Raw genomic sequence first — 14,011 nt, 5'->3', positions numbered from 1 at the left:
TTATATCATAACATGGGGATCTTATTCAGCAAAACATCCCCATGTTGTTACTCTATACTCTTTACTTTATTCTTCCGGACTCTATCCTTTTTCTCTGGTCCTTTATCCAATTTATCCCTCTTTTTCCTAAAGAGTAACCGCTATTCAATGGATCTTTCCTGTTTAAACACTATACACTTATTATTAACAGGTATTTCAACCGATCTTGTTAATAACAAAAAATCGTATTATACCTTTATATATAAGTATAATACGATTCTTTTATATGATAAATACATTCAATATTAACCGGAAAGTTAACTTATTATTCACAACCTGTTTATAAGCCTAACTTAGCTGAAATCTCCAGCATCCGTTTAATCGGCTTTACCGCCTCTCTGGCAACTTCCGGGTCAACAGTCACTTCCGGGAATTCGTATTTAAGGCAATTATAGAGCTTTTCCAGCGTGTTCAGCCGCATGAAGTTACATTCATTGCATCCACAGGTACTATCGTTAGGAGGAGCCGGAATGAATGTTTTTTGAGGGCACTTTTTCTGCATCTCGTGTAAGATACCTGCCTCCGTGGCCACAATGAGCCGTTGCTTGTCACTGTTTACTGCATATTTTAATAAAGCCGCCGTAGAACCCACCATATCGGCCAACTTTAATACCACACTCTTACATTCGGGATGCGCCAATACTACCGCATCGGGATATTGTGCTTTCAGTTCTACAATCTTCTCCACCGAAAACTGTTCATGCACATGGCAAGCTCCGTCCCACAACAGCATTTCACGTCCTGTAATCGAATTGATATAATTCCCCAAGTTACGATCCGGGCCGAAAATAATCTTTTCATCCCTCGGGAAACTTTCAACGATCTGTTTTGCATTGGTCGAAGTCACTACTACATCTGTCACCGCTTTCACAGCTGCCGTTGTATTCACATACGAAATCACCGTATATCCCGGATGTGCTTTCACAAACTCAGCAAACTTGTCCGCCGGACAGCTGTCTGCCAACGAACATCCTGCATTCAAGTCGGGCACCAGTACCTTCTTGTCCGGACAAAGCACCTTTGCGGTTTCTCCCATGAAATGAACGCCACACATCACAAGAATATCCGCATCGGTTTTGGCTGCAATTTGAGCCAAAGCCAAACTGTCTCCAATGTAGTCGGCAATATCTTGTATTTCGCCTTTCTGGTAATAGTGTCCCAAGATTACCGCATTCTTTTCTTTTTTCAGTTCATTGATGGCTGCTTTCAGATCAATGCTTTTGTCTACGGGTTCGTCAACGAATCCCTTATTCACCCATTCTTCTCGATTCATTATATTCTTATTTTTTCTCTTCTTTTAAAAAGAAATCCTTTGTTAGTGATTATAGCCTGTTAATAGTGTTAGCAAATAAACCGGCTTTTTCTTGCCGGATAAGTTATTAGTTACTTATCTAAGTTTATAATCAGTTTATGAACGTGTCTATTTATTGATAATAAGCTATATTGCTAACTTCATTAACACCTTGTTGATAAAGTGCAAAGTTAAAAACTTTATGGATATAAACAGGCTAATTAGTACTGAAAAATCTGTTGAAGTATGCTTGGAAAGTTGAAGCTAACTTTTTTGTATTGTTCATATCCCGTTGCTCTTATACCTTCATTTGAATAATGCAAGAATTAGTTTTCAAAATATATGCTGATTCTTTTGACAGGTTTTAAACCGTTATCAACACCTATGTTAACAAGAAAAGAATTACTTTTGCAACATACTAACAGAAACGACATCATCATGCGAAAATTGAAAATAACCGAGCTGAACCGGATAAGTATAGAAGAGTTTAAAGAAGCTGATAAATTGCCTTTAGTTGTAGTGTTGGACGATATACGGAGTTTGCATAATATCGGTTCTGTGTTTCGTACGGCAGATGCTTTCCGGATTGAATGTATTTATCTGTGTGGAATTACGGCTACTCCTCCCCATCCCGAGATGCATAAGACAGCTTTGGGCGCCGAGTTTACAGTGGATTGGAAGTATGTTAATAACGCAGTTGAAACGGTTGATAACCTCCGGAGTGAAGGATATGTGGTATACTCTGTCGAACAGGCGGAAGGGAGTATCATGTTGGATGAGTTAACACTGGACCGTTCGAAGAAATATGCTGTAGTTATGGGAAATGAAGTAAAAGGAGTGCAGCAGGAGGTTATTGACCATTCGGATGGTTGCATTGAGATTCCCCAATATGGCACAAAACATTCATTGAATGTATCGGTAACAGCAGGAATTGTGATGTGGGATTTATTTAAAAAGTTGAAGTAGACTTGGCTAAATTTTAATCCTATCAATTTTAACAGGTCACTGCGATTATTGCAACAACCGGTCAATGAAGCTATTCCTACGTAGAGAACAATTCAAATAATACTAATTTGGATACTACTGTACGACAGAAAATCAAGGTGGTTTTGGTGTAGGTATAAGGCTGGGGTATCAATGGTGTAGAGATTGACACATGGAATGCTATAACTACCATTTCCGCTAATAATGAAATCAGGGATGTCAATAGTGATAAGAACTGAGAGATAGTTTGGCGAAAGGACGGGAAGCCATAGGAAACTAAGTATTAATATTTTAAACATGAATTCAACAACAAAAACTCATACGCTGTTTTTCTTTGTATTTATATTCTACGCCGTATCATGTACTGCTAAATTAGGGAAACAAACATATACGAATATATATGATTTACATTTTGCTATGCGGTCTGATTCTGCGGTGGTTTATCCGTGGCGGGAGAATGGGGCATATAGTAATTATACTATCCCTACTTATATACAAGATTCAAATCGAAATTTGTTCGCTAAGAAATATTTTAAAGGATTTCCTTTTTCTAAGCGGTTAAGATCAGAGTACGAACAGAGAATTTTGCTTCCCAATAATAACATAAAAGAAGCTGTAATCGGATTTGAAGGTAAAGGTGATAATATAAAACTTGTCTCTATCATCTTGGATGCGATAGGTAAACAGGAAAACATTCTTTTTTCTGACACCTTAAGATTCAGGCCTGACAGTATATTAAGCTTGGTTACCCAAAACATTAATTTGACTAATGCGGAGATGTTAAACGTACGAATTAATGTGGAAGGAGAAATTGATAAGGATGCTTATATTGCTTTCTCTCGATTGGACATACTGATTGACGGTAAGCCTATTGACGAATTTCCTGTTCGAACCCTTTCTCCATTGATAGTAGATAAAAAAATTAATTATACAGGTATAAATGTTGATAGAAAAATAGGATTGGAGCAAATAAATGAAATCAATGATAAAAAGATTATCGGCTTAGGGGAGTCAGTCCACGGGAATGACGGTATAAAAAATTTAGCGTATCAATTGATTATCCAGGCAGTGGAAAGGTTAAATTGCAAATTAGTACTGCAGGAAATGCCCCTCGAACAATCATTTGCCTACAATAGGTTTATACAAGATGACAATTATGAACTTGATTCTTCCTTGGTTATCAACCATGCTACAATTAATTTTTTAAAAAGGTTGCGGAGCTTTAATTCTGGTAAAACGAAAGATTCTAAAGTTAAATTATATGGCATGGATTACAATTCACTTCTTTCTTCTACTCAAAGTTCCGCTATGGATATTTTTGATTTTATTACCGGGCTGAACCAAAAATCGCAGATTCCGGAAGTTGATCAATTATCCCTGCTGTTAATGAAAAAAGATCGTAACTGTGCGATAAACTTTCTTGATATTCATCGAGATAAGATAAAAAAACTTCTTACTGCTGAAGAAATAGAATGTATCTTGCATATTCTGAGGGTTTCAAAGCAAGCCGGAGATGGCGGAATAGAAAGATTCATACGGCGGGATTCCATTATGTTCGTAAATGCAAGATTCTTAATTGACAAGTTCGCCAAAGACGAAAACGTAAAAACGGTAATCTACGGGCATGCGGGACATATTAATCCTATTTCGAGTTATCCTGCCGTACCTTGTATTCCTTTCGGGAGGTATATGCGCAAAGCGTATGGTGAAAGTTACTCTCCTTTGCTATTTCTGATAGGGAGTGGAGAAGCCATGGCATATGATGAAGATTATAACAGGAAAGATAATTGGTTGAGTAGGTCTCCTGAAAACAGTATGGAATATTTTTTAAGTTTTATTAATGACAATGTTTTTTACACCCCCTTAACTGTCGATTTTAATGAATTAACACTGTCTCGACTTCAGGGGAGTCACCATATCCCACAAGAATTTTATCCATTTAACTTATATCAAAGATTTAAAGGCGTGTTTTTCATAAAAAGTACGGATTGTATCCATATGGATGAAAAAGAAATCTCTTTTGAGAAAGCTTCTGATAGGCTTATAATGAAAATAAAACAAAGACAGGAAAAAATAAAGGAGATACACAAGCGGATAGAAAATTTATAAATCAATTTAGATTCATTATTCTAAAATGAAGAATAGATAGCAGATTTTTCCTAATAGATTGACAAGTATTGGTAAGAGAGAACTGTTTTGAGTAGAATTTAAGTACTGTTTTTATAACGAATTTATGTATGATTTCTACAGAATTTATTATTGGCATGCTCAATGGTCCGTTTGTGCAATTTATTAATTTAGTGGTATCAGCACAATATGTTAAAATTAGTTTCTTACGCATCAACGAAATTCGTCAGTTGGAAAATGAGGATGAATTACTTTCTATTGGCAATACAACAATTCTTCCGGAAAAGATTAGAGAATATATATTTTAATACACTGCTAATTCTCCTTATAAATACCGGGAAATAAAAGATTCGGCTTTATAAACCCAGTCGTGGAGAAATAAAAATGGACAAGATGAATGTAAGTCGCATTGTTCAGATTGAGTGGAAGATAAAAGCAGCATCCTTCACAGATACAAGATTAACGAAGAATATCCAGGAGCATGTATCAGAAGTCACTGCCATAACACACTTATAAGATAATATGAATTTGAGAATAACCTATTACTCAAAGTATAGGAAATGAATCTGGAAGGATACATTACAATTGTCCGCTTTCTACCAACAGTATCACTCGTTCGGTTAACTTATCTTCTCCTTCGGGGTCATATTGTTTTTTCAAACTGGCTCCGAAAAGAGCGGCAAATGTCTGATAGAATCCTGCTTTAAAAGGTCCCATAAATGCTTTTACCAGTTCATAAGAACTTTGATGGCTTTGCCGGTCTATCAGCTTTATCAACAGTTTGCCTTGTGCAAAAGAGAGCTTTTTCATTCGTGGAGTATATTGCTCCTTCAGTCCTTTTTCTACCCGTTTGATATGACGTTGGCGGGCTTTTTCGTTGGGCAGGGTCTGTAAGTATTCGTAAGTTTCAATGATGGTGCGGTTAATTTCTCTGGCAATGGGATACACTTTCTTCACGTTTCTCACCAGTTTATAATATTCCATCTGCTCTTTTCTGTTTCTGAATTTTAAAGGCTTGAATATATGAATGGTCGGAATCTGGAAAGCCGGGATTGTATCACCATTATACACACACATAGGTACCAGGTATCCACCGAGATTTGTTTTTTCCTGTGCCAGTGATTCGGAAGAAAACAATACGACGATAGATAACACCAAAAGTCCTATGGTAAGCCTCATATTCATTTTGCAAAAATAAAGGATTAAATTTATATTAATGATTTTCCTTGCAGCATTAACCTATTTAAATTATCTTCGACAATTCGTTTGCTATTTAAAACACAATAATCACACTCGATATGAACGAAAGCATATCTATATTGGGTATATTCCTACTTGTTAATATAATGTTGATAACTTCTACTTGCCATGCTCAGAATCGTTCGGATTATCCTTGGGAAGAGGTGATGGAAAACTTGTCTATATCCGATGAAGAAGGAGATACACGTAATTGGGAGAATGAATTGGAGGAATTAACCGATCTTGTTAACAACCCTGTTAATATAAACTCTGCCACCAAAGAGCAGCTACAGCGGTTTCCTTTTCTTAATGATGTTCAGATTGAGAATTTACTTGCGTACATTTATATTCACGGATCGATGCAGACTGTCTATGAACTTCAGTTAGTGGAGGAGTTGGATCGGCAGACTATTCAATATCTGCTTCCTTTTGTCTGTGTAGAGCCTGTTGATAAGAAAGAGTCTGTTACGTTAAAGCAGATTTTAAAATATGGAAAACATGAAGTGGTGACTCGTATGGATGTGCCTTTGTATAGGCGTAAGGGATATGAGAAAAATTACCTGGGTCCTGCTGTTTATAACTCGGTGAAATACGGATTTCACTATCGGGAAAAAGTTTATGCAGGCATAGTTGCCGAGAAAGATAGCGGCGAACCTTTCGGAGCTTTACATAATAAGCAGGGATACGATTACTACTCTTTCTATCTACTCCTTCATGATATAGGAATACTGAAAACGGGAATTGTAGGAAACTATCGGTTGAATTTCGGTCAGGGACTGGTATTCGGACAAGGTTCTATGTTTGGAAAAACAGTTTATTCTTCGTCTTTCACTTTCAGAAATACAGGGATACGCAGACATGCTTCTACCGATGAATATAATTATTTCCGTGGGAGTGCCATAGCTTTAAAATGGAAACAATGGACACTTTCTATGTTTTATTCACATCGTTCGTTGGATGGAGTGATAAAAGACGGTGAAATTACCTCGATTTATAAAACAGGTTTACATCGAAGCAAAAAGGAAGCTGATAAAATGAATCAATTGGTTATGCAGATGGGCGGAGGAAATATCAGCTATACCGGGAATAGTTATCAACTGGGTATAACCGGTGTTTACTACTGTTTTAACAGGTCTTATGAACCGGAACTTAAAGACTATTCAAAATACAATCTGCATGGTCGTTCTTTTTATAATCTGGGTATGGATTATAAATATCGTTTTCATCGTTTTTCTATACAAGGAGAAGCTGCTTTGGGGATCAGTGGTATGGCTTTTATGAATCAGGTACTTTATTCTCCTTTACAAGATATACGGTTGATGTTGGTTCACCGTTATTATTCACATGATTATTGGGCTATGTTTGCTCATTCATTTAGTGAAGGAAGTAGTGTTCAGAATGAAAACGGATGGTATTTAGCTGCTTCTGTAAATCCTTTCAATCGCTGGACGTTTTTCATTTCTGCCGATCTGTTTTCTTTTCCCTGGTGGAGGTACCGGATAAGTAAGGCTTCGAAAGGAGTGGATCTGTTCTTTCAGGCAGATTACGTTCCGTCGAAAACGGTTGATATGTATGTGAATTACCGTTATAAACGGAAAGAGCGTGATGTGACCGCTACGAAGGGAAAGGTGATTCTGCCTACCTATCATCACCGGCTGCGTTATCGTTTGAACTATTTACCCTGTTCTTCGTTATCTTTCCGGACAACGGTAGATTATAACCATTTTCATTCATCCGGGAAAACGGCGGGGAAAGGTTATCAACTGACGCAAAAGGCCGGATGGAAACTTTCCCGGTTGCCTCTGACAACAGAATTGCAAGGTAGTTATTTCCATACAGACGATTATGATTCACGTATTTATATCTACGAGAAAGGGTTGCTGTATTCTTTTTATACTCCCTCTTTTCAGGGAGAAGGTATTCGACTGGCTATTCATTTTCGCTATGATATGAACAAGCATTGGACAGCAATTGCCAAGCTCGGACAAACTACGTATTTTGATCGTGATGAAATAGGTTCCGGCAACGACCTGATCAGGGGAAATAAAAAAACGGATATACAAATGCAGCTGCGTCTAAAGTTTTAGTAATTTTGTAGAAATTCAAAACAGTTTCTAAGATTAAACAGAATTAAGTATGACTATTATTTTTCCTTCTCCCATATTCGGACCGGTTCATTCACGCCGGTTAGGGGTCTCACTTGGAATAAATTTACTTCCTTCCGACGGAAAAGTATGTTCTTTCGATTGCATTTATTGTGAATGTGGTTACAATGGCGAACATCGTCCTAAATCTTCATTACCGACCCGCGAAGAAGTCCGTATGGCTCTGGAAGATAAATTGAAAGAGATGAAAAGTAACGGACCTGCTCCCGATGTACTGACTTTCGCCGGAAACGGTGAGCCGACTGCTCATCCTCACTTTCCGGAGATTATCAAGGATACACTTGCTTTGCGTGATGCTTACTTTCCGGATGCAAAGGTGAGTGTGCTCAGTAATGCTACTTTTATCAACCGTCCGGCTGTATTCGATGCATTGAATAGGGTGGATAATAATATTTTGAAGTTGGACACGGTGGATGAAGAGTATATTCGGACTGTAGATCGTCCGAACGGACGATACGATCTGAATGGAACAGTCGGACTTTTAAAAGCTTTTAAAGGTAATTGTATCGTGCAGACTATGTTTATGAAAGGAAAATATAAGGGGAAAGATGTGGATAATACTTCTGACAAGTATGTACTTCCCTGGCTGGAAGTTGTGAAGGATATCGCCCCGAGACAGGTGATGATTTATACGATCGATCGGGAAACTCCCGATCAGGACTTGCAAAAAGCTACTCATGAAGAGTTGGATCGTATTGTGACCCTTCTCACGAAAGAGGGGCTTTCGGCATCTGCTTCTTATTGAGAATTATTCTTAAATGTATCATTTATAAAAAAGATTTGGATATGATGAAACCAATTGCTGTCAGCCAACTTAGTGATAATTTCTTTGAAACCATCAGTAAAGAATGGATGCTGGTAACTGCCGGTAATAAAGATGCTTTTAATACCATGACTGCCAACTGGGGTGGTATCGGATTTCTGTGGAATAAACCGGTTGTTTATGTTTTCATTCGCCCGGAAAGATATACGTTCGGCTTTATGGAGAAAAGTGATTATTTCACTCTTTCTTTTTTAGGGGAGGAGAATAAAAGTATTCATAAAATATGTGGTTCTAAGTCGGGACGTGAGGTGGATAAGATCAAAGAGACCGGATTGAAACCGATGATTACCGAGAAAGGCAACGTTCTGTTTGAACAAGGAAGGTTGAGTCTGGAATGCCGGAAATTGTATACCGATGTGCTGCGGAAAGAAAATTTTCTGGATCCGTCTGTGTATGAACAATGGTATACTACACATGGAGGTTTGCATCATGTGTATGTGGCAGAGATTACAAGTGCATGGATAAAGGATAAATCTTAATAGCTTAATTTATGAAAAACAATTGTCTGATATGTTCCTTATTGTTTGCTTCCGGAATTCAGAATACTTGGGGAGCTCAAATAACAGACCGTAAAGCGAATCCTGATAAAGCGAAACCCAATATAATTCTGATTATGTGTGATGATATGGGGTTTTCTGATTTATCGTGTTATGGCGGAGAAGTACACACACCTCATATTGATTTTCTGGCGGAAAACGGGATACGTTTCAGTCAATTTAAAAATACGGGACGCAGTTGCCCCAGCCGGGCGGCTTTGCTGACTGGTAGATATCAACACGAAGTGGGTATGGGCTGGATGACTGCTGTGGATGAACATCGTCCGGGATACAGAGGACAGATATCGGACCGGTATCCTACAATCGCAGAGGTATTTAGTGAAAATGGGTACCACACTTATATGAGCGGTAAATGGCATGTTACCGTTGAAGGAGCATTTACCCAACCTAATGGAAGCTATCCGGTTGAACGGGGATTTGAGAAATATTACGGTTGTCTTTCGGGAGGCGGTAGCTATTATACTCCCAAACCGGTATTTTCGGGTTTGCAGCGCATTACGGAATTTCCGAAAGACTATTATTATACCACAGCCATAACCGATTCTGCCGTTAGTTTTATCCGTCAACATCCGGCTGATGAACCTATGTTCATGTATTTGGCTCACTATGCTCCTCATCTGCCCCTTCAGGCTCCAAAAGAGAGAGTAGAGGCTTGTCGGGAAAGGTATAAAGCGGGATATGACGTATTGCGTAAACAACGCTTCGAACGGATCTGTCGCAATGGCTTAATCGACACTAAAGGAGAACTTCCGGTATTTGAAAAAGAGTTTGGAGGAAAACGTCCCGCATGGAATAGTCTTACTCTGCAGCAGCAGGAACGATGGATTACGGAAATGGCTACTTATGCTGCCATGATTGAAATTATGGACGATGGTATCGGAGAAGTAATAAAAGCCACTAAGGAAAAAGGTATATTTGATAATACCATATTTTTATTCTTAAGTGATAACGGTGCTACCAATGAAGGCGATATGATCACGCAGTTGCGTGCAGATTTGAGTAATACTCCATTTCGCAGTTATAAGCAATGGTGTTTTCAGGGAGGTACAAGTGCTCCTCTGATTATCATGTACGGAGGCGGACAACCTGATGGAAAAAAGGGAGCGGTTCGTCACGAATTTACACATATTATCGATCTGTTTCCCACTTGTCTGGATATGGCTTCTATTGAATATCCCCGGGAATTTCGAAATCATGCCATTGATGCTCCTGGAGGTAGAACGATTCTTCCGGCATTGAAAGGAAAAAAATTATCGAAAAGAGATTTGTTTTTTGAACATCAAACCTCCTGTGGCATTATATCCGGAGACTGGAAGTTGGTTCGGGCTAATGGTAAGCAGCCGTGGGAACTGTTTAACCTGTTACAAGATCCGTTTGAACAGAATGATTTATCTGCCCGTTATCCGGATAGAGTGAAAACATTGGAAAAAAAGTGGAATCAATGGGCAGAAAAACAACAGATATTTCCTTTTGAATACAGGCCATGGACTAAGCGTATCAATTATTATAAATCCCTGTATCCTGATCAATCCGGAAAGGATTTATGATCCCAACCGTTATTTCAGACCATGAAGATGTGTTGAAAACACTGCAAATTTCACAGATTTAATAATCATTTCTATGTTAGTCTGTGAAATTTGCGGTAGCGGGCTATAGTAATTTTTTTCTTTTCAGATACATCCAATATCCCGTGACAGGTAATGAAGTTCCTATCAGGGCAGCGATAAAAGTGATGATCTTTGAAAACATTCCCGCATAGGTGCCAAAATGTAAAGCACGTACTATTTTCCAGATAGGTGCTCCGCGTTTTACTTCCACATCAAAGATAAAACTTACGATGTCTCTGTACCATTGAAATGACCACATTAATCCGGTGAGTGCACATACTAATAAGATAAGTGCTGCATATAATCCCAGTACAGAGTGTAAATCGAACATTAACCTTCTTCTGCCTTTTTGATGTTCTATAATCAACCGGCTTTTCTTCCACTTGCGCGGCCAGTATACTGTAAGTCCGCTGATCAGGATAAAGATGAAAAAAAGGGTAGAAATACCTACTATCATTTTGCCTGTCGTCCGGGTATCATCCATAAGCCACCGATGAAGCTTCATCACGATCATCAGAGGACTTTCCCGGATGGAGTCATGTCCCATCATTGTCAGAAGCTCTTCTTTGAATACAAGGATGGCACCTGTAAAACAAATGATGCTGATCAGGACTCCTGCCGGTAATGAAAGCCATAAGTGAATATAACGGCAATATCTTTTTATCTTCATTTAAAAACGGTAAGAGATTATTGCTGAGAAATTACGTGGATCGATCTGGTTGATGTATCCTCCACGATAGTAAGAATTATATCCTAATGCGTCGAACAAATTGTTCAGGTATACACGGGCAGTAAACTTGTGGATACTATAGGCCAACTGGGCGTTTATTGTAGTATAACCGGGCATGTCAAAAGGCTTTTCGTTGGTCATGGAACCGTGTCCGTCCGGTTTGATTGCAAAATCATTCACAGGACGTTTACCTACGAAATAGACTCCTATACCGGCTGATAGTCTTTTTAATACTCCTTTGTCAAATCGGTATTGAATCCATCCGTTAGCAGTATGTTTAGGGGTATTCATCGGGGCTGAGCCATTTTTAAAGGCCGGGCTGTTTTCGTATTTTGCATCCAGATAAGCGTAACCCATCATTACTTGGAGGTTTTCAAGTATACTTCCGCTTAATTCGGTTTCAATACCTTTCCTTTTCAGACTTCCCGCTTTATCAAAATAACCGGTAGGTTGCGTAGTTCCCGGATGATAAGTACTATAAGAGAGGTTTTTAGTAAGGATATCGAAATATGTCAGATTAAAGCGCAGGCGGTTATTCAGCCAGTCAGACTTGATGCCTACCTCAAATTGGCGGGTATTCGACGGACCTATTTCGTCTCCGTTCTCCATTCGTCTGGCCGCATGAAGGAGGCTGGTAGTGGTTGTATATGAACCGAACAAATTAATGTTCTTTATAGGAGTCAACATGATGCCCAACATCGGATTCCAGGCATCTCCGGTAGTGGGACCTGCACTTGTATCGTCCTGGCTGCTGATATAACTGTACCTCAGTCCCAGAATAGCCTTTATATACTTATTAAAAGTCATTACTTCCTGTGCCATTATTCCATAACTTGAAGAATTGGATTCTACCGGGGGCTCGGGAACAAATTTAACCGCAACAGGTAGCACATTCGAGATACTCGGGGCCAGTACGTTGATAGTGTCTATATTGACAGGGGTATAATTGGTGATCGACAGATCGGTGTTTTTGTAGTCGAATCCCAATTGGAATGTATGTTTAACAGGACCGGTGAAAATGTCTCTGCCGATAAAGTCAAGCTGGAAAGTTGAGTTGCGGTCATCGCGTAATGAACGTGAAATCGTTCTTCTACGCATGTTATATTCTTTATTGACTACGGTTTTTACGGAAGTACTTGTATTATCCACTTTATATGAAGAGCCGAAGTATGCTGCCCGCACACTGATATTATCTGTCAGCTGGCGGGTGATGCGTGCGGCATAAGTCAGCGTCTTGTTGTTTACATTATCGTTTTTGAATCCCAGGAATTTGTTGTGTGGCATGTCGTAGAGATTCTCTTCCGTATCTTTCGATAGATTGACTGAACTGGTATAAGGAGTACGGTTATCATTCAGATAATCCATTTCTATGGTAATGCTTGTTTTGTCGTCCGGACGCCATTCTAATGAAGGGTTGATGTATACTCGATTGGAATGGATGACCGGGCGATAATTATCCGAACGTTCGAAGGCACCGTTCATACGGAAAGCGATCGTCTGATTTTTATCCAGAACGGACTGTACGTCGAATGTGGGACGGAACAATCCCCAGCTGCCTGCACGCAAAGATACTTCTCCTTCATTGGTGAACTTGGGTGTTTTGGTTACTACGTTGATTACTCCGCCGGCACTTCCGAGATCGTTTCCGATACCTTGTGTGACGGCTGCAGAACCCTTAATAACCTGTACACTTTCTACTCCCTGCATTTCGGATAAAGCAGATCCGGTACGGAAATCGGAATCTATCCGGACTCCATTCTTTAAAATAGGTACTCCCCGGTATCCGCGGATGGACATACTTTCTCTTACTCCGCCATACGATCCGAAAAGAGTAACTCCGGGTACATTTTTTGTAACATCGATTACGGTGAGTGCTCCCTGTTCGGCAATCGATTTTTCTGAGATTACAGAAATACTCTGTATCTGTTCACTGGGGCGTAATGGCATGCGGGTGATGGCATCCAGTTTTTTCGGTTGTTTATATCGTTCTCCGAATACTTCTACAGTCGATAGCAAATTCTCGTCCGGTAAAAGTGTAAAAGAGAGCTGTGCTACACTTCTTGAAGTGAGATCAACAGTACGCGTCTGAGTGACATATCCCACAAAACTGATATTTATCTTGTAAACTTTATGAGCCAGATTGCGCAAAATAAAACGGCCTTCACTATTGGTTGTTGTTCCGATGGTGGTTCCTTCTATTTGGACAGTGGCCGAAGCCAATGGTGTATCTGTTTCATCGTAGACTACTCCACGGATGGTGGGTACTCTATCGGCGGACTCTGATTCTGTGGCAAAAAGTAACGATGGGAATATTAGTAAAACTAATACAAGCAGGGCACTATACATTTGCTTCATACATTTAACGGCATTAAATTAATATTAAAAATTAGCGAGCCGCAAAGGTATGTGTACATGAAAGAGTCTACAATACCTATAAAAAGGTATAATG

Annotated in this window: 10 protein-coding genes and 1 pseudogene; 7 read left to right on the top strand and 4 right to left on the bottom strand. The window is 39.2% G+C overall.

Annotated features, from left to right (window positions below):
* Positions 1–319: 319 nt before the first annotated feature.
* The gene (gene nadA, locus KO473_RS05815; RefSeq protein WP_122130109.1) at positions 320–1,312 is read right to left on the bottom strand and encodes a quinolinate synthase NadA; all 993 of its coding nucleotides are present in this window, start codon (positions 1,310–1,312) and stop codon (positions 320–322) included.
* Positions 1,313–1,768: 456 nt separating this feature from the next.
* Here nadA and KO473_RS05810 point away from each other — a divergent pair, with 456 nt between their 5' ends.
* The 3 genes and pseudogenes from KO473_RS05810 to KO473_RS05800 all read left to right on the top strand — a co-directional run.
* Positions 1,769–2,296 (top strand): RNA methyltransferase, encoded by a 528-nt coding sequence (locus KO473_RS05810; RefSeq protein ID WP_032537718.1) that lies wholly within the window; start codon positions 1,769–1,771, stop codon positions 2,294–2,296.
* A 315-nt stretch (positions 2,297–2,611) separates the two neighbouring features.
* Positions 2,612–4,423: an erythromycin esterase family protein gene (locus tag KO473_RS05805; protein WP_122130110.1), complete on the top strand. Its 1,812-nt coding sequence runs from the start codon at positions 2,612–2,614 to the stop codon at positions 4,421–4,423.
* Between the two features lie 113 nt (positions 4,424–4,536).
* Positions 4,537–4,870, top strand: a pseudogene (locus tag KO473_RS05800) (peptidase domain-containing ABC transporter); the annotation flags it as partial.
* Between the two features lie 150 nt (positions 4,871–5,020).
* Here the strand turns inward: KO473_RS05800 and KO473_RS05795 are convergent.
* Entirely contained in the window at positions 5,021–5,620 is a 600-nt protein-coding gene (locus KO473_RS05795) for a DUF4294 domain-containing protein (protein WP_005822507.1), read from the bottom strand.
* A 119-nt stretch (positions 5,621–5,739) separates the two neighbouring features.
* Here KO473_RS05795 and KO473_RS05790 point away from each other — a divergent pair, with 119 nt between their 5' ends.
* From KO473_RS05790 to KO473_RS05775, 4 genes are read left to right on the top strand one after another with little or no spacing between them, the layout of a single operon-like run.
* Positions 5,740–7,767, top strand: coding sequence for a helix-hairpin-helix domain-containing protein (locus KO473_RS05790; protein ID WP_122130111.1), 2,028 nt, complete (start codon positions 5,740–5,742; stop codon positions 7,765–7,767).
* A 49-nt stretch (positions 7,768–7,816) separates the two neighbouring features.
* On the top strand, positions 7,817–8,590 hold the full coding sequence (locus KO473_RS05785) for a radical SAM protein (RefSeq protein ID WP_122130112.1): 774 nt from the start codon (positions 7,817–7,819) through the stop codon (positions 8,588–8,590).
* A gap of 41 nt (positions 8,591–8,631) precedes the next feature.
* On the top strand, positions 8,632–9,147 hold the full coding sequence (locus KO473_RS05780; protein ID WP_181996010.1) for a flavin reductase family protein: 516 nt from the start codon (positions 8,632–8,634) through the stop codon (positions 9,145–9,147).
* 11 nt (positions 9,148–9,158) lie between these two features.
* A complete protein-coding gene (locus KO473_RS05775; protein ID WP_122130113.1) occupies positions 9,159–10,772 on the top strand; it encodes an arylsulfatase in 1,614 nt (537 codons plus the stop codon).
* 103 nt (positions 10,773–10,875) lie between these two features.
* On the opposite strand, the gene KO473_RS05770 is transcribed toward KO473_RS05775, so the two are convergent.
* Together KO473_RS05770 and KO473_RS05765 are read right to left on the bottom strand one after the other, a co-directional pair.
* Positions 10,876–11,502 carry a PepSY domain-containing protein gene (locus KO473_RS05770; protein ID WP_005812463.1) on the bottom strand — a complete coding sequence of 209 codons (627 nt, stop codon included), beginning with the start codon at positions 11,500–11,502 and terminating at the stop codon, positions 10,876–10,878.
* Positions 11,503–13,917: a TonB-dependent receptor gene (locus KO473_RS05765; protein ID WP_122130114.1), complete on the bottom strand. Its 2,415-nt coding sequence runs from the start codon at positions 13,915–13,917 to the stop codon at positions 11,503–11,505.
* Positions 13,918–14,011: the final 94 nt, after the last annotated feature.

It is taken from the genome of Bacteroides sp. HF-4919 (assembly GCF_018860125.1).
Note: the sequence above shows the minus strand (reverse complement) of the source record. Positions and strands in the feature narration are given on the sequence as shown.

Coding starts and splice junctions, on each gene's coding strand:
- nadA (WP_122130109.1), bottom strand. CDS start 1,312: ATGAATCGAGAAGAATGGGTGAATAAGGGATTCGTTGACGAACCCGTA.
- KO473_RS05810 (WP_032537718.1), top strand. CDS start 1,769: ATGCGAAAATTGAAAATAACCGAGCTGAACCGGATAAGTATAGAAGAG.
- KO473_RS05805 (WP_122130110.1), top strand. CDS start 2,612: ATGAATTCAACAACAAAAACTCATACGCTGTTTTTCTTTGTATTTATA.
- KO473_RS05795 (WP_005822507.1), bottom strand. CDS start 5,620: ATGAGGCTTACCATAGGACTTTTGGTGTTATCTATCGTCGTATTGTTT.
- KO473_RS05790 (WP_122130111.1), top strand. CDS start 5,740: ATGAACGAAAGCATATCTATATTGGGTATATTCCTACTTGTTAATATA.
- KO473_RS05785 (WP_122130112.1), top strand. CDS start 7,817: ATGACTATTATTTTTCCTTCTCCCATATTCGGACCGGTTCATTCACGC.
- KO473_RS05780 (WP_181996010.1), top strand. CDS start 8,632: ATGATGAAACCAATTGCTGTCAGCCAACTTAGTGATAATTTCTTTGAA.
- KO473_RS05775 (WP_122130113.1), top strand. CDS start 9,159: ATGAAAAACAATTGTCTGATATGTTCCTTATTGTTTGCTTCCGGAATT.
- KO473_RS05770 (WP_005812463.1), bottom strand. CDS start 11,502: ATGAAGATAAAAAGATATTGCCGTTATATTCACTTATGGCTTTCATTA.
- KO473_RS05765 (WP_122130114.1), bottom strand. CDS start 13,917: ATGAAGCAAATGTATAGTGCCCTGCTTGTATTAGTTTTACTAATATTC.